This is a genomic window from Photobacterium malacitanum (genome assembly GCF_900185615.1).
In the GTDB taxonomy this organism is placed as follows: domain Bacteria; phylum Pseudomonadota; class Gammaproteobacteria; order Enterobacterales; family Vibrionaceae; genus Photobacterium; species Photobacterium malacitanum.
Genome location: NZ_FYAK01000005.1, coordinates 94,020 through 119,378 on the forward strand (window position 1 = coordinate 94,020; position 25,359 = coordinate 119,378).

Sequence of the window (25,359 nt, forward strand, 5' to 3'; positions counted from 1 at the left end):
TAGTCATAATCTCGCGTTATAGATCAATAGGCACCAAACTGAATAGTGTTCTCATTTTAGAGAGCATTATTCAGTTTGGAGGGAATATATTTTGTTATATCTACCCCTGACTCTGGGCGACATTTACGCTGCCGTACCAAGTTAAATAATAACCAACTTGGATTTTATAACCGTTAATTAATGTATGACTAACACAAATCAATATGTCGGTCGCTTTGCACCATCGCCCTCAGGGCCATTGCATTTCGGATCGTTAATTGCAGCTCTTGGTAGCTACCTTCAAGCAAAATCTCAGCAAGGAAAATGGATCGTTAGGATCGAAGATCTTGATCCACCTCGCGAAATGCTAGGGGCAGCTGATGATATTCTGCGTACGCTAGAAGCGTTTGGCTTCAAGTGGGATGGCGATATCATGTATCAGAGTTTACGCCATGATGCTTATCAGGCTCAAATTGATGCTTGGTTAGCTCAAGGTAATGCTTACTATTGTCAGTGTAGTCGAAAAGACATTAAACAAGCGGGCGGCTTTTACCCTGGTACCTGTCGTACCCTCAATCAACGGCACAATAATGGTGCGGTTCGATTACAAGTAGACACACCAATAACCCATTTCGATGACCTATTACATGGTCGTATCGAGTTGCCATTAGCATTAGCGAATGAAGATTTTATTATTCGTCGCCGCGATGGTTTATTTGCTTATAATCTTGCTGTAGTGCTAGATGATATCGAACAAGGGATCACTGAAGTTGTTCGTGGTGCAGATTTAATTGAGCCTACAGGGCGTCAAATTGGTCTTTACCATCAACTTGGGCTGCCTGAAGTTCGTTATTTGCACTTACCGCTTGCCATTACCGACAATGGTAATAAATTGTCGAAACAAAACCATGCGCCAGCGATTGATAAACTTAATCCTCGGCCAGCATTAATGGCAGCGCTATGCTTTTTAGGCTTGTCGCCACCGACAGAGCTTGTCACTGAAAGCGTAGAACAAATATTACAGTGGGGCATCACTCATTGGCAGCTCAAGCAGCTACCAAAGACGACGGCTATCACACTAGCATTCTAAAATAGTCTGCCGTGATATATCATACACGGCTGTTTGTTGAACCAAGTGCACAATATGGGGTGTATTATCTTTAATCGAGTAGCCAGCTTTTGCCGTAAAGTATTGAATCGCGACAGTAGTACTCGCGTTCCAGAGGAACAAACTTTGCAAGTTTACCAACGCTCAGAGCACGGCATTTCACGAAAAGATATCAGCGAAAATGCGCTGAAAGTACTATATCGACTAAACAAAGCCGGTTACGACGCTTACCTTGTTGGTGGCGGCGTCCGCGATTTATTGCTCCACAAACAGCCTAAAGACTTCGATATTGCAACCAATGCAACCCCCGAAGAAATCAAAAAACTGTTTCGTAACTGTCGTTTAATCGGCCGCCGCTTCCGTCTAGCGCACATTCTTTTTGGGCGTGACATTATCGAAGTTGCGACTTTCCGTGGCCACCATTCGGATGCACCCACACAAGTTGTAGCTCCAAAAGACAATAAGAAAAAGCCGCAAATTTCTTCTCGCAGTGAAGAAGGAATGCTATTACGTGATAATGTTTATGGCACCATCGAAGAAGATGCAGAGCGTCGTGACTTTACCATTAATGCTTTGTACTACAGTGTCAAAGATTTCACGGTAACCGACTATGCTCAAGGCATTGAAGATCTAAATAATCGTGTTGTGCGCTTAATGGGTGATCCAGAAACCCGTTACCGCGAAGATCCAGTACGTATGCTACGTGCGGTTCGCTTTGCGGTTAAACTTGATATGGATATTGAACCAGTAACGGCAGCACCAATTCGCGAATTAGCGACATTGATGCAAGATATTCCAGCAGCACGTCTATTTGAAGAAAGCCTTAAACTGCTGCAATCAGGTCAAGGTTTAGAAACCTACCGTATGCTGCGTGAATACAATTTATTCCAGCAGTTATTCCCGATCCTATCGGATCACTTTACCGAGAATAACAGCAGCAAAACCGAAAAAATGATCGAGCATATTCTGGCCTCGACTGATAAACGTATCGCTGAAGATAAACGGGTAAATCCAGCCTTTATCTATGCCGCTATGTTGTGGTATCCAATGATGATCCGCGCTGAAGAAGTCTCTTTTGCAAGTGGTTTATCATTCTATGATGCCTTTATGGTCGCTAGTAACGATATTCTTGATGAACAAGTGCGCTCGATTGCGATTCCACGCCGCCATACCACCACGGTACGTGATATTTGGCAGCAACAGCTACGCTTTAGTCGTCGCAGTGGCAAACGCGCATTTAAGGCCATGGAGCACCCTAAATTCCGTGCTGCTTATGATTTCCTTGAAATGCGTAGTTTGTTTGAAGGCAGTGACATCAAAGAGCTAGCGCAATGGTGGAGTGAGTTCCAAAACGCCGATTATAACCAACGCGGCCAAATGGTAACTCATATTAATGATGGTGGTAATCGCCGCCCACGTCGTCGTCGCCCACAGCAACCACGCCGTAAAAAGCCGCAAGTAAAATCATGATTCGTGCTTATATAGCTATTGGCAGTAACTTGGGCGATCCTGTCGCCCAAGCTAAAACAGCCATTGAAGCACTGCACCACTTACCACACAGTCAGGTGGTTAGTGTGTCTTCGTTGTACAGCAGTACTCCAATGGGCCCACAAAACCAACCTGATTATATTAATGCGGTTGTCGCTATTGATACTGCATTAGCTCCGCTTGAGTTACTTAACCATACTCAAGCGATTGAGCTTGAACAAGGACGTGTTCGCAAAGATGAACGCTGGGGTCCAAGGACGCTAGATCTCGATATTATTTTATATGGTGATCTGCAACACCAGTGTGAGCGCCTTACCGTGCCGCACTATGGAATGAAGGTACGGGAGTTCGTACTGTATCCACTGGCCGAAATTAACCCTGATTTAGTTTTACCTGATCACACTTCTTTACGCACGTTATTGACTCAGGTTAACCGTAATGGCTTAGCTATTTGGCAAGCATAAATTCATCAGGGCGAGGAACAAGCTATGAAAAAAATCACCATCAACGATCTACTGACATGGAAGCAAGAAGGTCGCAAGTTTGCATCAGTAACAGCATATGACGCCAGTTTTGCCCAATTATTTGAGCAACAGAATATGCCGGTTATGTTAGTAGGCGATTCATTAGGCATGGTTCTCCAAGGCCGAAATGACACTCTACCCGTAACCATTGATGACATCGCCTACCATACCCGTAGCGTTCGTGCAGGCAGCCCTAATTCGCTGCTAATGGCTGACATGCCATTCATGACCTTCGCAACCCCAGCACAAGCGTGTGAAAATGCTGCAAAACTAATGCGAGCTGGGGCTAACATGGTAAAAATCGAAGGTGGCGCTTGGGTTGCTGAAACTATTTCAACCCTGACACAACGTGCAGTTCCTGTCTGTGCCCATCTTGGTTTAACCCCTCAATCTGTCAATATTTTTGGCGGTTATAAAGTTCAAGGCCGCAATTTGGACCAAGCTGAGACCATGGTAAATGACGCCATTACTCTCGCTCAAGCTGGTGCCCAAATCATCGTATTGGAATGTGTTCCAGCAAGCCTTGCTGAACGTATTACCAAGGCGGTGGATGTGCCTGTAATTGGTATCGGTGCGGGTAATGCGACTGATGGCCAAATACTGGTTATGCACGACATGTTTGGTATTTCTGCTAACTATATGCCGAAGTTCTCTAAGAACTTCCTTGCAGAAACGGGCGATATGCGTGCTGCGGTTACTAAATACATTGAAGATGTTGAGTCTGGTGCATTTCCAGGGTCTCAACATACCTTTGAATAAGGAATAAGAGATGCAAACATTCGCCGAGATTGCCCAACTAAGAGAGCAGATTACGACGTGGCGCCGCGCCGGTCGTCGAATTGCCTTTGTTCCAACAATGGGTAACTTGCATGAAGGCCATCTTACGTTAATGCGTAAAGCACGTAAGCATGCCGATGTTGTTGTTGCGAGTATTTTTGTTAACCCAATGCAGTTTGAGAAAGCAGAGGATTTAACTAATTACCCTCGTACTCTTGAACAAGATATTGCTAAATTACAACAACAAAATATGGTGGATGTAGTCTTTACTCCAACCCCAGAAATCATGTATCCAGCCGGTCTTAATAATCAAACTTTCATCGATGTCCCTGGATTATCAACGATGTTAGAAGGTGAATTACGTCCTGGTCACTTTCGTGGCGTAGCAACCATCGTCAATAAGCTGTTTAATATTGTTCAGCCTGATGTCGCTTGTTTTGGCGAAAAAGATTACCAACAATTGGCGCTTATTCGTCAAATGGTGATTGATTTAGCGATGGATATTAAGATTGTTGGCGTGCCAACTGTGCGCGAAATGGATGGCTTAGCCATGAGTTCACGCAATGGTAATCTAACCGTTGATGAACGCCAACGTGCGCCAGTTTTAGCCCGTACTATGCGTTGGATTAGCAGCCAAATGCGTGGTGGTCGTAATGACTATGACGAATTAATTGTTGATGCTAACGATCAATTACGTGCTGCAGGTCTACAACCTGATAAAAGTTTTATTCGTGATGCAGTGACGTTATTACCGATTACTGACACCACTCAACAAGCGGTTATTCTAATGTCAGCCCAATTAGGTAAAGCACGTTTAATCGATAACCAAGTGGTAGATTTATCTCCTGCTGTAACGGTTGAAGAAGACGTTGCTGAAGCTAATTAATTGCTAAACGCCGACTAAAAAAATACCGCTCGTTAATGATTAACGCGCGGTATTTTTTTAACTGTAGCTATTGGAATAACGCTTATGAACGCAAACCAATTCCTCGCGAAATCAAATAATAAGCCACGCTATACAGCGCAATAACAAACACACTCAATACCGCAAATGATGTTCCAATACCGACATCAGATACCCCTAAAAAGCCATAACGGAAGGCATTTACCATATATACAATCGGGTTAACCTTGGATACCATTTGCCACACTTCTGGCAGCAAATTAATCGAATAAAACACGCCACCTAAGTAGGTTAAAGGCGTAAGAACAAAGGTCGGTATAATACTAATATCATCAAAAGTACGCGCAAAAATTGCGTTAATCAGCCCGCCTAACGAAAATACAACCGAAGTCATCACTACCGTCGCAATAATTATCCCTAAATGAGCAATATTGAGCGATACAAACAGTAGTGATACCACTGACACGATAAAACCAACCCCTAAGCCGCGCAATACACCACCACCGACATAGCCAGCAATAATAATATAATTAGGTACAGGAGCGACTAATAGCTCTTCGATATTATGTTGAAATTTGGCACTAAAAAAGGAGGAAGCTACATTGGAATAAGAGTTGGTGATCACCGACATCATGATCAATCCCGGCACAATGTATTCCATGTAACTAAAGCCTTCCATATCCCCAATACGCTTACCAATCAGATTACCAAAGATAATAAAATACAGCGTCATGGTGATCGCAGGTGGAACTAATGTTTGCACCCAGATCCGTGTAAAACGGTGGATCTCTTTCGTAATTAAGCTTTTAAATGCGATCCAATATTGTCTTTTCATTTATGATTATCCACCACAACTATGCTTGAGCTTTATTGACTAAATTAACAAACAATTCTTCTAAACGATTACTTTTATTTCGCATTGAACGCACCATCACCCCTTGGGTTGTCAGCGCACTAAAGACACGGTTTAAGTCATCGCCTTTGTTAAGATCGACTTCTAAAGTCGTGCTATCAATTAAGCGACATGACCCCATATCCAGCGTCGGTGTTACTGTTGTGGCATCAATATCTAAAATAAACGTTTCTAATTCCAATTGACTCAATAACGCCTTCATCGATGTATGCTCAACCAACTCACCATGATTAATAATACCAATATTTCGACATAGCATTTCAGCTTCTTCAAGGTAATGAGTGGTTAAGATAATCGTCACTCCTTCACGGTTTATACGCTGCAAAAATGTCCACATCGAACGCCGTAATTCAATATCAACCCCAGCGGTTGGCTCATCTAAAATCAATAATTTGGGTTCATGCATTAATGCGCGTGCAATCATTAAACGCCGCTTCATACCACCTGAAAGATTACGCGCCCGATCATGACGTTTACCCCATAAATCTAATTGAGTTAAATATTTTTCAGCTCGCTGTTTTGCCAGTGGCCGTTCAACCCCATAAAATCCAGCTTGGTTAACCACAATCTGTTCTACGGTTTCAAATGGATTAAAGTTAAATTCTTGCGGCACTAAACCAAGTTGATTTTTAGCATCCACTTTTTGCGTATCAAGGTCATAGCCAAAAATACTGACTGAGCCTGAGGTTTTATTGACTAACGAGCTAATAATGCCGATAGTGGTCGACTTACCCGCACCATTGGGGCCTAGCAACGCAAAAAAATCGCCTTGCTCGACACTAAGGTTCATATTTTTCAGCGCCTTGACGCCGCCTTTGTAAGTTTTACTTACATTTTTTATTTCTAAAGCATTCATTATATGCAATCTTTCTGTTAAATATTTATAGGCTAGTGACAAAACGCTAACAACTAATCCGATTTGCTATCAGCGCAGCTTGTGTATAGTAAGGAACATATTAATATAAGGTATTATCATGGCAGATATAAAGCAGCTCTTCGCAAACAACCTCTCGTGGTCAGAGAACATTAAGGATGAAGATCCAGAGTTTTTCTCTCACCTTGCAGAAGCACAACATCCTCAATATCTTTGGATCGGCTGTTCCGACAGTCGAGTACCCGCTGAACGCCTTACCGGGTTAACCTCTGGTGAATTGTTTGTGCATCGTAATGTAGCTAACCAAGTTATTCATACCGACTTAAACTGTTTATCTGTGGTTCAGTACGCGGTAGATGTACTAAAGGTTAAACATATCATTATTTGTGGCCACTATGGTTGTGGTGGTGTCACTGCAGCAATCGAAAATCCGCCACTGGGTCTTATCAATAACTGGCTATTACACATTCGCGATCTGTATCTTAAACATCGTTCAGACCTTGGTAGCCTACCACGTGAGAAGTGGGATGATAAATTGTGTGAGATTAATGTCGCTTCACAAGTTTACCACCTTGGTAATTCAACTATCATGCAACAAGCATGGGAGCGCGGCCAAGAAGTTAAAATTCACGGTTGGATTTATGGTACCAGCAATGGCATTTTAAAAGACTTAGGGGTTACATCAACCAGTCGTGAAGGTCTTGAGATCGCTTATCAAGCTGCAATGTCATCATTATTACCACCGCTTGAACAACAATTACAGCAGCTAGAAAACAATAAATAGCAGCCATAAAAAAGCGACCACCATAAGGTGGTCGCTTTTTAGTTGTTATTCTGCGGCAGGAATAACTTTACCGATAAACGGTAAATGACGGTATTTTTGTGCGTAATCGATACCCACACCAACCACAAACTCATCTGGAATAATAAAGCCGTACCAATCAACCTTTACATCGACTTCACGACGCTCTGGCTTATCTAATAGTGTACAGATGCTGATTGATTTCGGTTCACGTAGCGATAGAATTTCACACACTTTACTTAGCGTATTACCAGTATCGATAATGTCTTCAACCAACAACACATCTTTACCTTTAATATCGTCATCCAAATCTTTTAGAATACGAACATCACGGCTGCTATGCATAGTATTGCCGTAGCTTGATGCCGTCATGAAATCTACTTCATGCGGAATCTCAATCGCACGTGCTAAATCTGCCATAAAGACAAACGAGCCACGCAGCAAGCCAACCATAACTAAATCTGTAGAGTCTTTATAATGCTCGGTGATCTGCTTTCCTAGCTCTTTGATGCGCTCCTGAACATCCTGCTCAGAAATCATTACTTCAATAGTGTGCTTCATTTTATTCTCCATCAACGCGGCTGCGTTATTCGACTACGGCGATATATTCCAAAGGTCATTATTGTAGCATTCATTCATCTTAAGCGTTATTTAATCAATAGTGTCCAAAATTCGAAACACTTATTGATAGTTTAGTTTGAACGCATTAAGTTGCTGTTGTAGTGTTTATGTATAAAAAATAAACATTATTATTATAAATATGACTAGGGAGTTAATAATTATGGATACGATTACTAAAAAACCACGTACGCGCTTATCACCAGAAAAGCGCAAGCAACAGCTACTTGATTATTCTATTGAGGTTTTCTCTCGGCGTGGTATTGGCCGTGCAGGTCATGCTGATATTGCAGAAATGGCAAATGTTTCGGTAGCAACGGTGTTTAATTACTTTCCAACTCGAGAGGAATTGGTTGAACAAGTCTTAATTGAAGTTGCGACCCAATTTAATGATTTACTAACAGAATGTATTGGTGCACCTAATAAGGCCTTACATGCGCGCTTAACCTGTATCAGCAATAGCTTAATTGATACGGTATTAGAGCAACAAGATTGGATCAAAGTGTGGTTTGAATGGAGTACATCTGTTCGCCAAGATGTATGGCCACAATTTATCGAAAGCAACCAAAAAAACCTTAAGCAAGTACAGCAAATGTTTACTCAAGCAATTGATAATGAAGAAATTACCTCAAATCAAACCCCTGATAACTTAGCTAAAATGCTCCATGGCATGTGTTATGTGATTTACATGCAGGCTAACCAGCATCCTGATCAAGATATTTTACGTGAACAAGCGCAAATTTATCTACAAGTGTTAACCCAAAAAAACTAATTTAGTAGCAATTAAATCAGCAAGGCTTAGTATTAATAAGCCTTGCTGGTTGTTAAGCTGGTGCGAAAATAACCGGCTGATGCGGCGTAACACTGATAGTTACTCGCTGACCAACATTCAATAATAAATTAGAATTAACCACTAATTTATACCCTTCAAATTCAACAACATAGCGACAGCTGTCACCCATAAACTGTTGTTCAATAATGACTGCTAAACCATCATCCTCAGGGATCACCGCTAAATGCTGTGGTCGTAGTAACCAATCCACATCTGTTGTCTGCGCCAATTTTTGCTGTGCCGCTAATGCTAACGCTCCAAATGGCGTATTTAGCTGCTGATTAGCTGTAACAGTGGCTGGTAAATAAGAACCCACCCCCAAAAACTCAGCTACAAAGCGGCTACTTGGCTGGTAATAAAGCTCAGTTGCGGTACCAAATTGTTCAATCACACCATGATTCATTACCGCCATTTTATCTGCAAAAGCAAACGCTTCTTCACGGCTGTGAGTAACAAAAATAGCCGTCACACCTTGGTCTTTAAATATCTGCCTAATATCTCGAATCAAACTATGACGAACTTGAGTATCAATATTTGAAAATGGTTCATCCAATAAGATCAAATCAGGCTCGTTGGCTAACGCACGTGCAATCGCTACACGTTGCTGTTGACCGCCAGAAAGTTGATGCGGATAACGATCATCCAGTTCAGTTAAATGCACCAGTGCTAACATTTGCTGAATTTTAGCGGCGACTCGTGCCTTATCCCAATGACGCAAACCAAATGCAATATTTTCAGCCACGGTTAAATGCGGAAATAACGCGTAATCTTGAAATATCATTCCGATATTACGTTGCTCAGGTGGCAAGCACAGTGACTGATCAACAATGCTACGATCATTGATCGCAATTCGTCCCTGAGTCAGCGGTAATAATCCCGCAATCGCTTTCAATAACGTGGTTTTACCGCAGCCACTGGCGCCAAGCAAGCACACGATTTCACCACGCTCAACCGCTAACGATAGATCTTGTAATATCGGCTGTCCATGGTAGCTACAGCTAAGATCGGTGACAGACAATGCATGTTTCATCAGTGTTTTTGCTCCAAAGAACGGTTAACCATCACCAGTGGAATTAATCCAACAATAACCAATAAAATTGCCGGAAAAGCAGCAACTTCTAATTGCTCATCAGAGGCGAAGTTAAACACATAAGTGGCTAAAGTTTCAAAATTAAACGGTCGTAATAATATTGCAGCATTAAGCTCTTTCATTGATTCAATAAATACCAGCAAGCCTGCAATTAAACACCCCCGTCGAATCAATGGTAAATGCACCTTACGTAACATCGCTGTCGATGCATAGCCCATGGTTTTAGCAGCCATATCTAATGACGGTGGAATTTTAACTAAACTCGTCTCAATGCTACCGATAGCAACCGCAGCAAAGCGCACGACAAAAGCAAAAATAATCGCAAACATAGTGCCAGAGAAAATCAGCCCCGGACGACCCAGATCTAAACTTCGCGCGATATCATTGACCAAGTGATCACCACTGGTTAACGGAATCATCACTCCAATCGCCAATACTGTCCCCGGTACAGCATAACCTAATGACGCTAATCGCATTGGCACAGTGCTAATACTGCGACCATCTAAGCGCTGATAAAAATTAACTATCAAGGCTAATAACACCGCAAATATCGCCGCTGCCAACGACACCATTAAGCTGTTTACACTATAATTCTTAAATTGCTCGGTCCAGCTTTGAGCAAAGTAATCGATAGCGTAAACAACCAATTGCAACATTGGTAACAGAAATGCACAACCGACCAATCCCCAACACCAACCAACAGCTAACCATTTTTTCCAACCTGTAAGTTGATATTTAGTATGGCTATCGTTACCACATTGCTGTTGAAACATTTTTTGTTTACGGCGGCTAAAACGCTCACTACTGATCAGTAAAAAAATCACCAGTAACATAATCGCGGAAATTTTAGCGGCTGCATTCAGATTAGAGTAACCAAGCCAAGTGTCATAAACCGCCGTCGTCAGCGTATTTAACGCAAAGTAACTGACAGTACCAAAGTCACCTAACGCTTCCATCGCCACTAATGACACGCCAACGGCAATTGCTGGCCGCGCTAATGGCAGTGAAATGCGCCTAAAACTTTGCCATGGCGAGCACCCAAGTAAGCGTGCTGATTGAAGTAAGTTATTACTTTGTTCCATAAAAGCTGCGCGTACTAATAAATAGACATAGGGGTAAAGTACTAAAGCGAGTACAAAACACGCGCCCCATAGAGAACGTAAGTCAGGAAACCAATAATCGCTAACCTGTTGCCAACCAAAGCGCTCACGCAGCCAAATTTGAATAGGGCCAGCGTAATCAAACCAATGAGTATAAAGGTAGCCAACAATATAACCGGGCATTGCGAGGGGAAGAATAAGTGCCCATTGAAGTATTCTTTCGCCGGGTAAACGACACATTGCCATTAACCACGCGCAAGGAAGCCCAAACACTAATGTCAGTAATACAGTACCAACCACCAGCCCAAGGGTATTTAATGCGTAAGTAGACATCACTGTATTCATCAAGTGTGAAAATACTTGATCGGAATTACCCATGGCGGTAATGAATATCGCGATAATCGGTAGTACTAACAGCGAACCTAATAACCAGCTACTAATCCGCCAAAATAAAAACTTTTCTTTCATTTACTACTACTTAGTACGTTTTTCAATATATTTAAGCCTGCAATCTCAGGCCACTTTGTCAGTAAATAAATTCACTGTAAGCAAGGCATGAGAAGCTACCACAACTTATTGCAAAATAGACTAAGTTAAACGAAAAAATGGGGCTTAAAGCCCCATTTATTTTGTAACTAATTACAGATCAAACTTCACTTCATCCAGTAGTTTGATTGCAGCTTGATGATATTGAGCAACTTCATCAAGTGATACATCATCGGCTTTAAATTCACCCCATGATGCCACTAGCTCAGAGCGCTTAACGCCTGCTTTAACTGGGTATTCGTAGTTCACTTCTGCATACATTTGCTGTGCAGTCGTTGCCGTTAAGAATTCCATTAACTTCAGTGCGTTATCTTTGTTAGGTGCGTACTTCGCCATCGCCATACCGCTGACGTTTACGTGAGTGCCGTTACCTTGTTGACCTGGAAAGTTAATCTCAACCGCTTCAGCCCATGCCTTTTGGTTTGGATCGTTAACCATTTTGCCAAGGTAGTAACTGTTACCAATCGCGATATCACATAAACCTTCTTTAACCGCCTGTACTTGGCCGCGATCATTACCTTGAGGTTTACGGGCTAAATTAGCTTTTACGCCTTCTAGCCATGTTTTAGTTTCAGCTTCACCGTTATGGGCAATCATTGCTGACACAAGTGATACGTTGTATGGGTGCTTACCAGAACGAGTACAAAGTTTACCCTTCCACTCCGGTTTTGCTAAATCACTGTAATCAAAAGAAGCAGGTAATTTACCAACGCGATCTTTTGATGAATATACATTACGAGAACGCAATGTTAGTGCAAACCACTCGTCTTCATTATCACGGAACTGTGCAGGAATGTTAGCATCAATGATTTTGCTATCGACTGGCTGAACCAGCTTCTTATCTGACAGCTCAACCAAACGACTAATATCGGTGGTTAATACCACGTCAGCTGGACTATATTCACCTTCTTGCTGTAATTTTTCAGCAATACCCGCTTTAGCAAACTTAACGTTAACTTTAATACCGGTTTCTTTAGTGAACTCATTAAACATTGGTTCAACAAGGAAAGGCTGACGGTACGAGTAGACGTTGACTTCTTCAGCAGCAGTAGCGACTTGAGGTGCAGCTAAGCCCAATAAAACTGCTGTAGCTAAAAGTTTCTTCATTGCTAAATCCCTTAATGCAAAATGTAATGATAATGTTTCTCAATTAGATTAATGCAGATTATACGGTTTTCGGCTGTGAACACAATCAAGCTGTAACACTTCATTACAAAAAAGCGCCACCGCTAACGGTGACGCTTTTTTTGACTTTAATAGCTGCTAAATAGCGCTATTATTACTACTTTAAACTAACAAATTCAGGATAAGCATCTACACCACAGTCATGTAAGTCCATACCTTCAAGCTCTTCATCTTCACTAACACGAATACCAATAGTGAATTTTAAAATGCCCCAAACCACTAGGCTAGCACCAAAGACCCACCCAAAGATAACTACCGCACCAAAAAGCTGAGTCATAAATGCTGCATCAGGATTATTCAATGGCACCATCATTAAGCCAAACACACCACATACACCGTGAACTGAAATCGCACCGACAGGATCATCAATTTTTACCTTATCAAAGCCAATAATACTAAACACCACTAATGCGCCAGCAACACCACCAATAGCAACAGCAGCCAGTGGTGACGGTGACAATGGATCAGCCGTTATTGCAACTAAGCCAGCTAATGCACCATTAAGAATCATGGTTAAATCAGCCTTACCCCACATGGTTTTACATACTGCCAGTGCAATGATCGCTCCCGCAGCGGCTGCAGCATTGGTGTTTAAGAATATTTGGCCAACCGCTGATGCATTTTCAAAGTCAGAGATCATTAACTGTGAACCACCATTAAAACCAAACCAACCAAACCATAAAATAAAGGTACCTAACGTGGCTAATGGCATATTTGACCCCGGAATCGGATTGATCTCACCATTCTTACCATATTTACCTTTTCGAGCGCCCAGCAATAAAACACCTGCTAATGCTGCCGCAGCACCGGCCATATGCACAATACCTGAACCTGCAAAGTCACTAAAACCCGCTTCAGCAAGGAAGCCACCACCCCATGTCCAATACCCTTCAATCGGATAAATTAATCCAGTAAGCACCACTGAAAACAGTAAAAAAGACCATAATTTCATGCGCTCAGCAACCGCACCAGAGACAACAGACATTGCTGTAGCGACGAAGACAACCTGAAAAAAGAAATCGGATTCTAAAGAGTGGTCGGCGCCTTCGGCTTGTGAACCTATCAGTGCACCAAACGACGGTAGCCAGCCACCCGCACTGTTGTCGACATACATAATGTTGTAGCCAACTAATAAAAATGTGGTACACGCAATGGCGTACAAACAAAAATTCTTGGTCAATATTTCAGTCGTGTTCTTTGAACGAACTAGCCCGGCTTCTAACATTGCAAAACCTGCTGCCATCCACATCACTAATGCACCTGAAATCAGAAAGAAAAATGTATCGAGTGCATAACGTAGTTCAATTACTGTCGCTGATAATTCCATGGTTACCTTCCCCTAATAACTTGTTTTCATTATCTTGCTATTGACTGTGGTTAAAGCGCTTCCCGATCGACCTCTCCGGTACGAATACGCACAGCATGTTCAAGATCATAAACAAAAATTTTACCGTCCCCGATTTTGCCAGTTTGCGCTGCCTTACTGATGGCATCGACAATGTCATCTAAGTTTTCTGCTTGAGTAGCAATTTCTAATTTTACTTTTGGTAGAAAATCGACTTGATATTCAGCGCCACGATAAAGTTCGGTGTGGCCTTTTTGACGGCCGAAACCTTTAACTTCCGATACTGTCATCCCTTCAACGCCAACGTCGGATAACGCTTCGCGAACATCATCTAATTTAAATGGCTTAATAATCGCATTAATTATTTTCATGATTTGCTCCTTAACTCTGGTATTCCTCTTCGTGATGGTTAAACAACAAACAATCATCATGCCAACTATTTAAGTTACTGTTTAATATGTATATTTCTTAATTTATTGGCCCCAACAAAAAAAGGCTGCACCATAGAGGTGCAGCCTTTTCACTGTGATGTGGCATTTTATTACTACTGATAAATCACGCGACTAGAAACGGATCACAAATGCTCGCCATGCCGCTAATACTTGGGATAAATCTTCAAAGCCACATACCGACATACTTTCTTCATCATAAAAATGCAGATCTTCTTCAAAATCTTCATCCTCTTCTGAAAACAAGCAGTTAGCTTGAACTAAAGCTTCATTATCTTGTAAACATAATGTCAGCTCTTCACCCGATAAGCGCCACTCTTTAGTGCTATTTTTCAATGCACTAAGTTGATCCATTATCATATCTATTTTATCGACATCCTTGCCTAGCTCATCAATGATCCAACGGCCTAAGACTTCATGGCCCATTGAAAAAATGGCATGATAACTACCGTCCAAGGTATTTTTTTTAAACTCGTAATCCATACCTTTAGTACCCCATCTATGATCATTTTTGTTGTTAACTGCTAAACTGCCAGCAGAATGCGCTTGGCGCCCATTGTCAGGATCTGTCACTAAAATGCAACTCAATACCACTATTGCTCGACAAATCGTCGCTCGTACCATGAAAATCATTAAGCATTCAGTCAATGTAATGGATAGCGACGGTCGTATTATTGGATCTGGCGATCCTCGCCGTTTGCATCAAAAACATGACGGTGCGATTTTGGCACTGAATAATCACCATATTATAGAAATAGATCACGCCACTGCGCAGCAATTACAAGGCGTTAAGCCTGGTATTAATCTACCGATTATATTTCAGCAACAAGCCATTGGTGTGGTAGGTATCTCAGGTGATCCCGATGACGTACGTAACTATGGTGAATTAGTTAAAATGACGGCAGAGCTGATTGTTGAGCAAGCCGCTTTAATGACCCAAGTTGAATGGCATAAGCGCCACCGTGAAGAACTGGTAATGCAGTTAATCAATGACACCAATTTAGATGATGTCCAACTAACAACCATTGCTGAACGGCTTGAAATCGAATTACAACAACCTCGAATTGCAACCATCATCAAAGTATTACCTCAAGATGGCGCAGCTTTTTCTTTAGAGAACCTGCAGCATTTAGTCCATCTGCTTGAATACCCTGAGCGTGATAACTTAGTCGCTATCAGTTCCGTTTCTCGTAATGAAGTGGTAGTGCTAAAGCCTATTACTGTGACTGATGATGGTTGGTCACGTGATCTTGAACAAAAGCGGGTTTATAAACTGCTTAAACGCATCGGCAAAGAGGCTAACTACAGTATTAAAATCGCATTAGGTGATTATTTTCCAACAATTCATGGTCTAGCGCAGTCTTATTTAACAGCCTCAGCAACCATGGAAGCAGCCCTCAATAGTCATCAATATACTCAACAGCAGGTGTTTTTTTACCAAGATCATATTTTGCCAGTACTGCTTAATCAAATAAAAGCAGAGCCTTGGCGTTATCAACAATTGCAAGCTCCACTTGAAAAACTCCACAGCCATGATCCCCGTGGCAGCTTAATAAAAACCCTGACCGCATTTTTTGATCAAAATTGTGATTTAGCTCAAACATGCCAAGTACTACATATTCATCGTAATACTCTGCGCTACCGACTTGATAAAATAGAGCAAATAACAAACTTAAAAATCAATAAGATAAGTGATATCACTCGCTTGTATTTAGCAGTCATCAGTCAGTCATAATTGGTTACTTTTGTGCATTTGCACAATTTACAAGCAAAGTAAGCGCAGTTTATTTGTTCGTTTGCCTAAAGCTTCCACCGTCAAAATTCACTACAGTGCAGCCCATCTTAACTTTTCACTGGAATGGAACATGGTTGAAGTATCCACCCTTGGTGCAGTTGCTGCACTGATCGTCGCAATCGGACTGATCTTAAAACGCGTACCACCCGCTTATGGCATGATCATTGGTGCTCTGGTTGGCGGCATTGTTGGTGGCATCTCTTTAACTGATACCGTGACCATGATGATTGGTGGCGCACAAGGCATTGTCACCGCAGTATTACGTATTCTCGCAGCAGGTGTGTTAGCGGGAGTATTAATTGAATCTGGAGCCGCGACCTCCATTGCCGAAACCATTGTTAAAAAAGTCGGTGAAACGCGAGCGTTATTAGCGCTGGCGATGGCGACGATGATCCTTACTGCGGTAGGGGTATTTGTGGATGTAGCGGTTATTACTGTTGCGCCGATTGCATTGGCAATTGCCCGTCGTGCAGATCTCTCCAAAATGGCGATTTTGCTGGCGATGGTTGGTGGCGGTAAAGCAGGTAACGTAATGTCGCCCAATCCAAACTCAATTGCTGCAGCGGATGCATTTCATGTTCCACTAACATCGGTGATGGCCGCGGGTGTTATTCCCGGTTTGTGTGGAATGTTATTTGCCTATTTTATTGCCAAAAAATTAGTGAATAAAGGCAGTAAAGTTCAAGCCCATGAAGTGATTGATGTTGATTTTAGCCGCTTACCCTCTTTTGCGACCGCTATTGTTGCACCGCTGGTTGCTATCGCATTATTAGCCCTACGCCCTATTGCTGGCATTAATGTTGATCCGCTAATTGCATTGCCTTTAGGTGGTTTGATGGGCGCCATTGCCATGAAGCGTTTTCGTGACACTAACCACTTTGCGGTATCGGGCTTAAACCGTATGGCACCAGTGGCTGTGATGTTACTTGGTACCGGAACACTAGCAGGTATTATCGCCAACTCAGGCTTAAAAACCGGCTTGATTGATGTGTTAACGGCATCAGGATTACCGTCTTATTTATTAGCACCAATTTCTGGTGCAATGATGTCGTTAGCAACCGCCTCAACAACCGCAGGTACGGCTGTAGCGTCAAGCGTATTTAGTCACACGATTTTAGAATTAGGTGTCCCTGCAATTGCTGGCGCGGCGATGATCCATGCTGGTGCGACAGTATTTGACCATATGCCTCACGGTAGCTTCTTCCATGCTACTGGTGGTTCCGTTCACATGGACATGCATGAACGCTTAAAACTGATCCCTTACGAAACAGCGGTCGGCTTAATGATAGCGACAGTATCGACTCTTATCTTTGGTGTATTTGGCTTCACAATTTAACAAGGCTGATTGATTATGAAAATTATTATTGCTCCTGACTCATACAAAGAAAGCCTAACCGCAATGGAAGTGGCAACCGCGATTGAAACCGGTTTTCGCCAAGTGATGCCAACTGCCGAATACATTAAATTGCCAATGGCTGATGGTGGTGAAGGCACAGTACAATCACTGATTGACGCCACTAACGGCACCATTATTCAGCACGCAGTCACTGGACCTTTAGGTGAACAAGTACCAGGCTTCTTTGGCATTATGGGTGATGGCAAAACCGCCGTGATTGAAATGGCGGCGGCATCGGGCTTGCACCTAGTTACCCCTGAGCAACGTAATCCACTGCTCACCACCAGTTATGGTACTGGCGAATTAATTCTAGCGGCACTCGATCATGGCGTTGAGCATATTATTGTCGGTATCGGTGGCAGTGCCACTAATGACGGCGGTATCGGTATGGCGCAAGCGCTTGGTGTACAACTACGAGACAGCAATGGTCAGCCTTTAGGGTTTGGTGGTCAAGCACTGGCACAGTTGGCGACGATAGATATCAGCCACATCGATCCGCGTCTCGCTACCATCAAACTTGAAGTTGCATGTGATGTTGATAATCCACTTTGTGGTCCTAAAGGTGCATCACAGGTGTTTGGACCTCAAAAAGGAGCCACCCCTGCAATGGTGGTTGAACTCGATAAAAACCTTGCTCACTATGCCGCAATCATGCACCGTGACTTAGCCATTGATGTTAAGCATATGGCAGGTGCAGGTGCCGCTGGCGGTATGGGAGCGGCCTTATTAGGTCTATTTAACGCCCAATTACGCTCGGGGATCGAGATCGTGATTGATGCGGTTAATTTAGAGACAATTGTAAAAGATGCTGATCTCGTGATCACTGGCGAAGGCCGAATTGATAGCCAAACTATTCATGGCAAAACGCCGATTGGAGTTGCTCGTACAGCCAAGAAATTTAACAAGCCTGTGATTGGTATTGCAGGTTGTTTAAGCCAAGATTGTGGGGTTGTCCATCAACACGGGATCGATGCGGTATTTAGTATTGTGCCTGCAGCAATGAATCTTGAACAAGCCTTTAAGGATGCGGCAATCAACGTTGAATTAACTGCGCGTAATGTCGCTGCAATGTATTGTTTAGGTCGTTAATATTTACATTCCCCCAATATTGACATAGCCCTAATAACAACGCCGCGATTAGTCGCGGCGTTGGTTTATCTAGCGTTTTATTTACTGAGCGTTACATCACCAACAACGGCTATTAAGCGGGTTGCTGAATGATCACTTCCTCGGCTTTATTGGTGTAATCAGCCATGTGATCAAAGTTAAGGTAACGATAAGTATCTGCCGCAGTTGCATCAATTTGCTGAGCATAAGTTAGGTATTCATCCATGGTTGGAATCCGTCCTAAAATTGCCCCAACAGCGGCTAATTCTGCAGAAGATAAGTACACGTTAGCGCCATTACCTAAGCGGTTAGGGAAGTTACGAGTTGAAGTCGACATAACCGTTGCTTTGTCTTTCACTCGTGCTTGGTTACCCATACACAATGAACACCCAGGCGTTTCAACCCGCACCCCTGCGCGACCAAAGATACCGTAATATCCTTCTTCGATCAGTTGATCACGATCCATCTTAGTTGGCGGTGCAACCCATAAACGTGTATCTAATTGACCACCAAATTTCTCAAGTAATTTACCTGCGGCACGGAAATGACCAATGTTCGTCATACATGAACCAATAAATACTTCGTCAATTGGCGTGCCTTGTACTTCTGATAACAAACGCGCGTCATCAGGATCATTTGGCGCACATAAAATTGGCTCTTTAATATCTGCCAGATCAATCTCGATCACATGCGCATATTCAGCATCTTTATCTGCCGTCATCAGCTCAGGGTTAGCTAACCATGCTTCCATCGCGGTAATGCGACGTTCAATGGTACGACGATCACCATAACCTTCAGCGATCATCCACTTCAGCATCACAATGTTAGAATTTAAATATTCGGTGATCGACTCTGGCGATAGCTTAACGGTACAACCCGCAGCACTACGCTCTGCCGATGCATCAGAAAGTTCAAATGCCTGCTCTACTGTTAAGTGTTCAACCCCTTCAATCTCAAGTACACGCCCTGAGAATTCATTGATCTTGCCTGATTTTTCAACCGTTAGTAGCCCTTGCTGAATCGCGAAATAAGGAATCGCATGCACTAAATCACGCAGGGTGATCCCCGGCTGCATCTCACCTTTAAAGCGCACTAACACTGACTCTGGCATATCAAGTGGCATTACACCTGTTGCTGCAGCAAATGCCACCAAACCAGAGCCAGCAGGGAATGAAATCCCCAATGGGAAACGGGTATGTGAATCACCACCAGTACCGACGGTATCTGGCAATAACATGCGGTTAAGCCATGAGTGAATCACGCCATCTTTAGGACGTAAAGCGACACCACCACGGTTCATAATAAAATCAGGCAAAGTATGGTGAGTATTAACATCAATCGGTTTTGGATAGGCTGAGGTATGACAGAATGACTGCATGGTTAGATCGGCTGAGAAGCCTAAACAAGCTAAGTCTTTCAGCTCATCACGGGTCATCGGGCCGGTAGTATCTTGCGATCCGACAGTGGTCATTTTTGGCTCACAATACGTGCCAGGACGAATACCTTCAACCCCACAGGCTTTACCAACCATCTTCTGTGCGAGGGTATAACCTTTACCGCTATCTTCAACAGCAACCGGACGACGGAAGACATCAGAAGCAGGTAAGTGCAATGCTTGACGGGCACGATCGGTTAAACCACGACCAATGATCAATGGAATTCGACCACCAGCACGAACTTCATCAATCAGGACATCAGTTTTAAGTTTAAAGGTTGATACTAATTCATCGCTATCATGACGACGCACTTCACCTTTAAATGGGTAGACATCAATTACATCACCCATCGCTAGCTTGCTAACATCGACCTCAATCGGCAATGCACCAGCATCTTCCATGGTATTAAAGAAGATCGGCGCAATCTTGCCACCTAATACATAACCACCGGCGCGCTTATTTGGTACATAAGGAATATCATCGCCCATAAACCACAATACTGAGTTAGTCGCCGACTTACGCGAAGAGCCAGTACCTACCACATCACCAACATAAACTAATTGATGACCGAGCTGTTTTAACGCTTCAATTTGAGTAATTGGACCAACAGAGCCAGCGTGATCTGGCGTGATCCCTTCACGCTCAATTTTCAACATTGCTAATGCATGCAATGGAATATCTGGTCGCGACCATGCATCAGGGGCTGGTGATAAGTCATCAGTATTAGTTTCACCACTGACCTTAAACACAGTTAGAGTAATTTTTTCAGCAAGCGCAGGTTTAGACAAGAACCACTCGGCATCAGCCCAAGATTGCAGCACTTGCTCGGCAAAAGCATTGCCTGATTTGGCTTTTTGCTCAACATCATAAAATGCATCAAACATTAATAATGTATGTGATAGCGCCGTCACTGCAATTGGCGCTAATTCAGCATCATCAAGTAATGCAATCAGTGGCTCAATATTATAACCACCTTGCATAGTACCTAATAATTGCGCTGCTTTCGCTTTACTAACCAATGGCGATTGAGCCTCGCCAGTCGTGATCGCAGCGAGAAAACCAGCCTTAACATACGCGGCTTCATCCACACCCGGTGGAATTCGATTTTCTAATAAATCCAGTAATGCGGCTTCCTCACCTTGCGGTGGGTTTTTTAATAGCTCAATCAGAGCTGCAACCTGTTCAGCATTGAGCGGCTGGGCAACACCCCCTTCAGCCGCACGTTCTGCGACGTGTTTACGGTAGGCTTCTAGCACGACATATTCCTCATATATTGGCTCAACGATAACGTCGAACATCCTTGGAAGTTGAATGATCTCTCCCTAATCAATCATTGACGTTTATTATAAATTCGACGCCTTAGCTATAAATCAGAGAGATAAACTGTTAAACACCATATCACTTTTAACTTAAATTTAAAATGAATCGATGTTTTACAACATTCACAAAATTGTAAGTTTGTCGTACTAAGAACGCTACCTAAGAACAATTAATGTTGGTTAAACGCTAACTAGCAGCCACAAAAAAAGCGCCAATCAGGCGCTTTTTAGTTAACCGAGCAAGTGAAGCGAATTTTACTTACGCTTTACTGCTTTTGCATTTGGCAGGTCAGTGATTGAACCTTCAAATACTTCTGCTGCAAGACCAATTGACTCGTGCAGTGTTGGGTGAGCATGAATCGTTAATGCAATATCTTCTGCATCACAACCCATCTCGATCGCTAGACCGATTTCACCTAACAATTCACCACCGTTAGTACCAACGATAGCACCACCGATAACACGGTGCGTGTCTTTATCAAAGATCATCTTAGTCATACCATCGGCACAATCAGATGCGATAGCACGGCCAGATGCAGCCCATGGGAAAGTAGCAACTTCGTAGTTTAGGCCTTCAGCTTTTGCTTCTTTCTCTGTCTTACCTACCCACGCCACTTCTGGCTCTGTGTAGGCAATTGAAGGAATAACTTTAGGATCGAAGTAGTGCTTCTTACCCGCAATAACTTCAGCCGCTACGTGACCTTCATGCACACCTTTGTGCGCTAGCATTGGTTGACCAACAACGTCACCAATCGCATGAATGTGAGCAACGTTAGTACGTAGTTGCTTATCAACGTTAATAAAGCCACGCTCATCAACATTGATACCCGCTTTTTCAGCGTCGATCAGTTTACCGTTTGGTACACGACCGATAGCCACTAGCACGGCATCGTAACGCACTGGCTCAGCTGGGGCTTTTTTGCCTTCCATTGATACGTAAATGCCGTCTTCTTTCGCTTCAACTGCTGTCACTTTCGTTTCTAGCATTAGGTTGAATTTCTTTGCAATACGCTTAGTGAAGACTTTAACGATATCTTTATCAGCTGCAGGAATAACTTGATCGAACATCTCAACAACGTCGATATCAGAACCTAGCGCGTGGTAAACCGTACCCATTTCAAGACCGATGATACCGCCGCCCATAACAAGTAACTTCTCAGGTACTTCTTTAAGCTCTAGCGCATCTGTTGAATCCCAAATACGTGGGTCTTCATGCGGAATAAATGGTAGTTCGATTGGGCGTGAACCCGCAGCGATAATTGCATTGTCAAATGTTACTGTGGTTTGACCATCAGCACCTTCAACAACGATTGAATTAGGGCCAGTAAATTTACCGTAACCGTTAACCACGTTAACTTTACGCATCTTAGCCATACCGCCAAGACCGCCAGTCAGTTGGGTAATTACTTTATCTTTCCATAGACGGATTTTATTAATATCGGTTTGTGGCTCACCGAAAATCACGCCATGTTCCGCCATCGCTTTTGCTTCTTCAATAACTTTCGCTACGTGAAGTAGAGCTTTTGATGGAATACAGCCGACGTTTAGACATACGCCGCCTAGAGTATTGTATTTTTCGATTAGAACCGTATCTAGACCTAAGTCTGCACAACGGAATGCCGCAGAATAACCTGCAGGGCCTGAACCCAACACCACTACTTGGGCTTTAATTTCTTTGCTCATCATGACCTCGTTGTAAGTCTTTTATCCCTAACAGGCTATCAGCAATGCTGTTCTTTAAAATGCTAAATTTACCGTCCAACTGATTAACAAGTTTATCGAAATGTTAATAGGATGAAAAATAAATTACCGCAGCCTGTGAGCTAAACAACAATTCCATGCCTACGCAGAGTAGGCATGGCGTTGTGGATGTGAAACCTTATAGTACCAAACGACGGATGTCTGATAGACAACCATTTAGGTAAGTAATGAAACGTGCACCTTCTGCACCATCAATCACACGGTGATCGTATGACAGTGATAATGGCAGTTGTAGACGCGGTTCAAACTCTTTACCGTTCCATACTGGCTTCATTTCAGACTTAGATACACCAAGGATACCTACTTCTGGTGCATTCACGATTGGCGTGAACGCAGTACCACCTAAGCCACCTAGGCTTGAGATAGTGAAACAGCCGCCTTGCATATCAGATGCCGTTAGCTTACCAGCACGTGCTTTCTTAGAAATAGCCATTAGCTCTTCTGAAAGCTCGTAGATACCTTTCTTGTTCACATCTTTAAATACAGGAACAACTAGGCCGTTTGGCGTATCTACTGCGATACCGATGTTGACGTATTTCTTCAGAATCAAGCTCTCGCCATCGTCAGATAGAGAAGAGTTGAATGAAGGGAATGCTTCCAGTGCTTTAGCAGCCGCTTTCATGATGAACACAAGTGGTGTGATCTTCATGCCGGTATCTTTCTTCGCTTCGATAGCATTCTGCTCTTTACGGAATGCTTCAAGTGCTGTGATATCTGCGTTATCCCACTGTGTAACGTGAGGGATCATTACCCAGTTACGGTGCAGGTTAGCGCCAGAGATCTTCTTAATGCGAGACAGTGGCTTAACTTCTGTGTCACCAAACTTGCTGAAGTCAACCTTTGGCCAAGGTAGTAGACCAAGAGCCGCACCGTCACCTTTACCAGAAGCCGATGCTGCAGCACCAGATTCTAAACGCTTAAGTGCTTCTTTAACGAAGTTTTGTACGTCTTCTTTAAGAACGCGGTTCTTACGGCCAGTACCTTTAACTTTCGCAAGGTTAACCCCAAACTCACGCGCTAAACGACGAACAACAGGTGATGCATGTGCATAATCGTTGTTTTCTTCAAAGTCGCCCGTTGTTGCCGCAGGAGCTGCTTGAGCTGGAGCCGCCGCAGGTGCTGCTACAGGAGCAGGTGCTGCCGCTTGAGCTACAGGAGCGGCAACCGGTGCTGCGCCAGCAACTTCAAACACCATAATTAGCGAGCCAGTAGAAACCTTATCGCCTTCTGCGATCTTGATTTCTTTAACGGTACCAGCGAATGGTGCAGGTACTTCCATAGAAGCTTTGTCACCTTCAACAGTGATTAGCGATTGCTCTTCTTCCACGGTATCGCCAACAGCGACCATGATTTCAGTCACTTCTACTTCGTCACCACCGATATCTGGCACGTTAACTTCTTTCGCTGCAGATGCCGCAGGCGCCGCTGCAACAGGTGCTGCCGCTTGAGCAGGAGCCGCTACTGGCGCAGAGCCAGCAACTTCAAAAATCATCACTAATGAACCAGTTGATACTTTATCGCCAACTGCAATTTTGATTTCTTTTAATACACCAGCAAACGGGGCTGGTACTTCCATTGATGCTTTATCGCCTTCAACAGTAAGTAGTGACTGCTCTTCTTCGATGCTGTCGCCGATAGCAACCATGATTTCAGTTACTTCAACTTCATCACCGCCGATATCAGGCACGTGTACTTCTTTCAGCTCAGCCGCTGCAGCTGACACAGGCGCGGCAACAGGTGCTGCTTCTGCTACAGGTGCTGCTGCCGCTGCGCCTTCAGCTTCAAAGATCATGATCAATGAACCAGTAGATACTGTGTCACCAACCGCGATTTTAATTTCTTTAACGATACCCGCTTGTGAAGCAGGCACTTCCATTGATGCTTTATCGCCTTCAACAGTGATCAGTGATTGCTCTTCTTCAACCTTGTCGCCAACGCTAACAAGAATCTCAGTTACTTCAACCTCATCCGCACCGATGTCAGGTACATTAATTTCGATTGCCATTATATT

The 25,359-nt window shown here is 43.3% G+C and carries 22 protein-coding genes; 10 read left to right on the plus strand and 12 right to left on the minus strand.

Annotated features, from left to right (window positions below):
- The first annotated feature begins 184 nt into the window (after positions 1-184).
- From gluQRS to panC, 5 genes are read left to right on the plus strand one after another with little or no spacing between them, the layout of a single operon-like run.
- On the plus strand, positions 185-1,069 hold the full coding sequence (gene gluQRS / locus PMAL9190_RS12735; RefSeq protein WP_087845516.1) for a tRNA glutamyl-Q(34) synthetase GluQRS: 885 nt from the start codon (positions 185-187) through the stop codon (positions 1,067-1,069).
- Between the two features lie 54 nt (positions 1,070-1,123).
- A complete protein-coding gene (gene pcnB, locus PMAL9190_RS12740; RefSeq protein WP_087845517.1) occupies positions 1,124-2,557 on the plus strand; it encodes a polynucleotide adenylyltransferase PcnB in 1,434 nt (477 codons plus the stop codon).
- On the plus strand, positions 2,554-3,039 hold the full coding sequence (gene folK / locus PMAL9190_RS12745; protein ID WP_087845518.1) for a 2-amino-4-hydroxy-6-hydroxymethyldihydropteridine diphosphokinase: 486 nt from the start codon (positions 2,554-2,556) through the stop codon (positions 3,037-3,039). Before pcnB ends, folK begins: the two co-directional genes overlap by 4 nt.
- A gap of 24 nt (positions 3,040-3,063) precedes the next feature.
- A complete protein-coding gene (gene panB / locus PMAL9190_RS12750) occupies positions 3,064-3,858 on the plus strand; it encodes a 3-methyl-2-oxobutanoate hydroxymethyltransferase (RefSeq protein ID WP_087845519.1) in 795 nt (264 codons plus the stop codon).
- Between the two features lie 10 nt (positions 3,859-3,868).
- Entirely contained in the window at positions 3,869-4,762 is an 894-nt protein-coding gene (gene panC / locus PMAL9190_RS12755; RefSeq protein WP_087845520.1) for a pantoate--beta-alanine ligase, read from the plus strand.
- 82 nt (positions 4,763-4,844) lie between these two features.
- On the opposite strand, the gene PMAL9190_RS12760 is transcribed toward panC, so the two are convergent.
- A complete protein-coding gene (locus PMAL9190_RS12760; protein ID WP_087845521.1) occupies positions 4,845-5,615 on the minus strand; it encodes an ABC transporter permease in 771 nt (256 codons plus the stop codon).
- A 19-nt stretch (positions 5,616-5,634) separates the two neighbouring features.
- The gene (locus tag PMAL9190_RS12765; RefSeq protein WP_087845522.1) at positions 5,635-6,549 is read right to left on the minus strand and encodes an ABC transporter ATP-binding protein; all 915 of its coding nucleotides are present in this window, start codon (positions 6,547-6,549) and stop codon (positions 5,635-5,637) included.
- A 118-nt stretch (positions 6,550-6,667) separates the two neighbouring features.
- Here PMAL9190_RS12765 and can point away from each other — a divergent pair, with 118 nt between their 5' ends.
- Positions 6,668-7,351 (plus strand): carbonate dehydratase, encoded by a 684-nt coding sequence (can, locus tag PMAL9190_RS12770; protein ID WP_087845523.1) that lies wholly within the window; start codon positions 6,668-6,670, stop codon positions 7,349-7,351.
- Between the two features lie 45 nt (positions 7,352-7,396).
- On the opposite strand, the gene hpt is transcribed toward can, so the two are convergent.
- The gene (gene hpt / locus PMAL9190_RS12775; RefSeq protein WP_087845524.1) at positions 7,397-7,930 is read right to left on the minus strand and encodes a hypoxanthine phosphoribosyltransferase; all 534 of its coding nucleotides are present in this window, start codon (positions 7,928-7,930) and stop codon (positions 7,397-7,399) included.
- 220 nt (positions 7,931-8,150) lie between these two features.
- On the opposite strand from hpt, the gene PMAL9190_RS12780 reads away from it, so the two are divergent.
- Positions 8,151-8,759 carry a TetR/AcrR family transcriptional regulator gene (locus PMAL9190_RS12780; protein ID WP_087845525.1) on the plus strand — a complete coding sequence of 203 codons (609 nt, stop codon included), beginning with the start codon at positions 8,151-8,153 and terminating at the stop codon, positions 8,757-8,759.
- 52 nt (positions 8,760-8,811) lie between these two features.
- Here PMAL9190_RS12780 and PMAL9190_RS12785 read toward each other — a convergent pair whose 3' ends face one another.
- The 6 genes from PMAL9190_RS12785 to PMAL9190_RS12810 form a co-directional block, all read right to left on the minus strand.
- Entirely contained in the window at positions 8,812-9,849 is a 1,038-nt protein-coding gene (locus tag PMAL9190_RS12785; protein ID WP_087845526.1) for an ABC transporter ATP-binding protein, read from the minus strand.
- Positions 9,849-11,477 (minus strand): ABC transporter permease, encoded by a 1,629-nt coding sequence (locus PMAL9190_RS12790; RefSeq protein ID WP_087845527.1) that lies wholly within the window; start codon positions 11,475-11,477, stop codon positions 9,849-9,851. The genes PMAL9190_RS12785 and PMAL9190_RS12790 overlap by 1 nt, the downstream gene beginning before the upstream one ends.
- 171 nt (positions 11,478-11,648) lie before the next feature.
- Complete coding sequence (locus tag PMAL9190_RS12795; RefSeq protein ID WP_087845528.1) at positions 11,649-12,662, minus strand: Fe(3+) ABC transporter substrate-binding protein; 1,014 nt, start codon at positions 12,660-12,662, stop codon at positions 11,649-11,651.
- Between the two features lie 175 nt (positions 12,663-12,837).
- A complete protein-coding gene (locus tag PMAL9190_RS12800) occupies positions 12,838-14,067 on the minus strand; it encodes an ammonium transporter AmtB (RefSeq protein ID WP_087845529.1) in 1,230 nt (409 codons plus the stop codon).
- 50 nt (positions 14,068-14,117) lie between these two features.
- Positions 14,118-14,456 (minus strand): P-II family nitrogen regulator, encoded by a 339-nt coding sequence (gene glnK / locus PMAL9190_RS12805; RefSeq protein ID WP_087845530.1) that lies wholly within the window; start codon positions 14,454-14,456, stop codon positions 14,118-14,120.
- 192 nt (positions 14,457-14,648) lie between these two features.
- A complete protein-coding gene (locus PMAL9190_RS12810; RefSeq protein ID WP_087845619.1) occupies positions 14,649-15,017 on the minus strand; it encodes a YacL family protein in 369 nt (122 codons plus the stop codon).
- Between the two features lie 94 nt (positions 15,018-15,111).
- On the opposite strand from PMAL9190_RS12810, the gene PMAL9190_RS12815 reads away from it, so the two are divergent.
- The 3 genes from PMAL9190_RS12815 to PMAL9190_RS12825 all read left to right on the plus strand — a co-directional run bounded on the left by PMAL9190_RS12815 (position 15,112) and on the right by PMAL9190_RS12825 (position 18,814).
- Complete coding sequence (locus PMAL9190_RS12815; RefSeq protein WP_087845531.1) at positions 15,112-16,269, plus strand: sugar diacid recognition domain-containing protein; 1,158 nt, start codon at positions 15,112-15,114, stop codon at positions 16,267-16,269.
- Between the two features lie 130 nt (positions 16,270-16,399).
- Positions 16,400-17,665, plus strand: a complete 1,266-nt coding sequence (locus PMAL9190_RS12820) for a GntP family permease (protein WP_087821170.1) — start codon at positions 16,400-16,402, stop codon at positions 17,663-17,665.
- A gap of 15 nt (positions 17,666-17,680) precedes the next feature.
- Positions 17,681-18,814: a glycerate kinase gene (locus PMAL9190_RS12825; protein ID WP_087845532.1), complete on the plus strand. Its 1,134-nt coding sequence runs from the start codon at positions 17,681-17,683 to the stop codon at positions 18,812-18,814.
- 112 nt (positions 18,815-18,926) lie between these two features.
- On the opposite strand, the gene acnB is transcribed toward PMAL9190_RS12825, so the two are convergent.
- From acnB to aceF, 3 genes are all read right to left on the minus strand, one after another.
- The gene (gene acnB, locus PMAL9190_RS12830) at positions 18,927-21,524 is read right to left on the minus strand and encodes a bifunctional aconitate hydratase 2/2-methylisocitrate dehydratase (RefSeq protein ID WP_087845533.1); all 2,598 of its coding nucleotides are present in this window, start codon (positions 21,522-21,524) and stop codon (positions 18,927-18,929) included.
- Positions 21,525-21,842: 318 nt separating this feature from the next.
- The gene (gene lpdA, locus PMAL9190_RS12835) at positions 21,843-23,270 is read right to left on the minus strand and encodes a dihydrolipoyl dehydrogenase (protein WP_087845534.1); all 1,428 of its coding nucleotides are present in this window, start codon (positions 23,268-23,270) and stop codon (positions 21,843-21,845) included.
- A 196-nt stretch (positions 23,271-23,466) separates the two neighbouring features.
- Entirely contained in the window at positions 23,467-25,353 is a 1,887-nt protein-coding gene (gene aceF, locus PMAL9190_RS12840; protein WP_087845535.1) for a pyruvate dehydrogenase complex dihydrolipoyllysine-residue acetyltransferase, read from the minus strand.
- Positions 25,354-25,359: the final 6 nt, after the last annotated feature.

What these genes read in the sequence shown, in the direction of transcription:
- gluQRS (WP_087845516.1), top strand. Translation starts at nt 185, where the DNA reads ATGACTAACACAAATCAATATGTCGGTCGCTTTGCACCATCGCCCTCA.
- pcnB (WP_087845517.1), top strand. Translation starts at nt 1,124, where the DNA reads ATGGGGTGTATTATCTTTAATCGAGTAGCCAGCTTTTGCCGTAAAGTA.
- folK (WP_087845518.1), top strand. Translation starts at nt 2,554, where the DNA reads ATGATTCGTGCTTATATAGCTATTGGCAGTAACTTGGGCGATCCTGTC.
- panB (WP_087845519.1), top strand. Translation starts at nt 3,064, where the DNA reads ATGAAAAAAATCACCATCAACGATCTACTGACATGGAAGCAAGAAGGT.
- panC (WP_087845520.1), top strand. Translation starts at nt 3,869, where the DNA reads ATGCAAACATTCGCCGAGATTGCCCAACTAAGAGAGCAGATTACGACG.
- PMAL9190_RS12760 (WP_087845521.1), bottom strand. Translation starts at nt 5,615, where the DNA reads ATGAAAAGACAATATTGGATCGCATTTAAAAGCTTAATTACGAAAGAG.
- PMAL9190_RS12765 (WP_087845522.1), bottom strand. Translation starts at nt 6,549, where the DNA reads ATGAATGCTTTAGAAATAAAAAATGTAAGTAAAACTTACAAAGGCGGC.
- can (WP_087845523.1), top strand. Translation starts at nt 6,668, where the DNA reads ATGGCAGATATAAAGCAGCTCTTCGCAAACAACCTCTCGTGGTCAGAG.
- hpt (WP_087845524.1), bottom strand. Translation starts at nt 7,930, where the DNA reads ATGAAGCACACTATTGAAGTAATGATTTCTGAGCAGGATGTTCAGGAG.
- PMAL9190_RS12780 (WP_087845525.1), top strand. Translation starts at nt 8,151, where the DNA reads ATGGATACGATTACTAAAAAACCACGTACGCGCTTATCACCAGAAAAG.
- PMAL9190_RS12785 (WP_087845526.1), bottom strand. Translation starts at nt 9,849, where the DNA reads ATGAAACATGCATTGTCTGTCACCGATCTTAGCTGTAGCTACCATGGA.
- PMAL9190_RS12790 (WP_087845527.1), bottom strand. Translation starts at nt 11,477, where the DNA reads ATGAAAGAAAAGTTTTTATTTTGGCGGATTAGTAGCTGGTTATTAGGT.
- PMAL9190_RS12795 (WP_087845528.1), bottom strand. Translation starts at nt 12,662, where the DNA reads ATGAAGAAACTTTTAGCTACAGCAGTTTTATTGGGCTTAGCTGCACCT.
- PMAL9190_RS12800 (WP_087845529.1), bottom strand. Translation starts at nt 14,067, where the DNA reads ATGGAATTATCAGCGACAGTAATTGAACTACGTTATGCACTCGATACA.
- glnK (WP_087845530.1), bottom strand. Translation starts at nt 14,456, where the DNA reads ATGAAAATAATTAATGCGATTATTAAGCCATTTAAATTAGATGATGTT.
- PMAL9190_RS12810 (WP_087845619.1), bottom strand. Translation starts at nt 15,017, where the DNA reads ATGGATTACGAGTTTAAAAAAAATACCTTGGACGGTAGTTATCATGCC.
- PMAL9190_RS12815 (WP_087845531.1), top strand. Translation starts at nt 15,112, where the DNA reads ATGCAACTCAATACCACTATTGCTCGACAAATCGTCGCTCGTACCATG.
- PMAL9190_RS12820 (WP_087821170.1), top strand. Translation starts at nt 16,400, where the DNA reads ATGGTTGAAGTATCCACCCTTGGTGCAGTTGCTGCACTGATCGTCGCA.
- PMAL9190_RS12825 (WP_087845532.1), top strand. Translation starts at nt 17,681, where the DNA reads ATGAAAATTATTATTGCTCCTGACTCATACAAAGAAAGCCTAACCGCA.
- lpdA (WP_087845534.1), bottom strand. Translation starts at nt 23,270, where the DNA reads ATGAGCAAAGAAATTAAAGCCCAAGTAGTGGTGTTGGGTTCAGGCCCT.
- aceF (WP_087845535.1), bottom strand. Translation starts at nt 25,353, where the DNA reads ATGGCAATCGAAATTAATGTACCTGACATCGGTGCGGATGAGGTTGAA.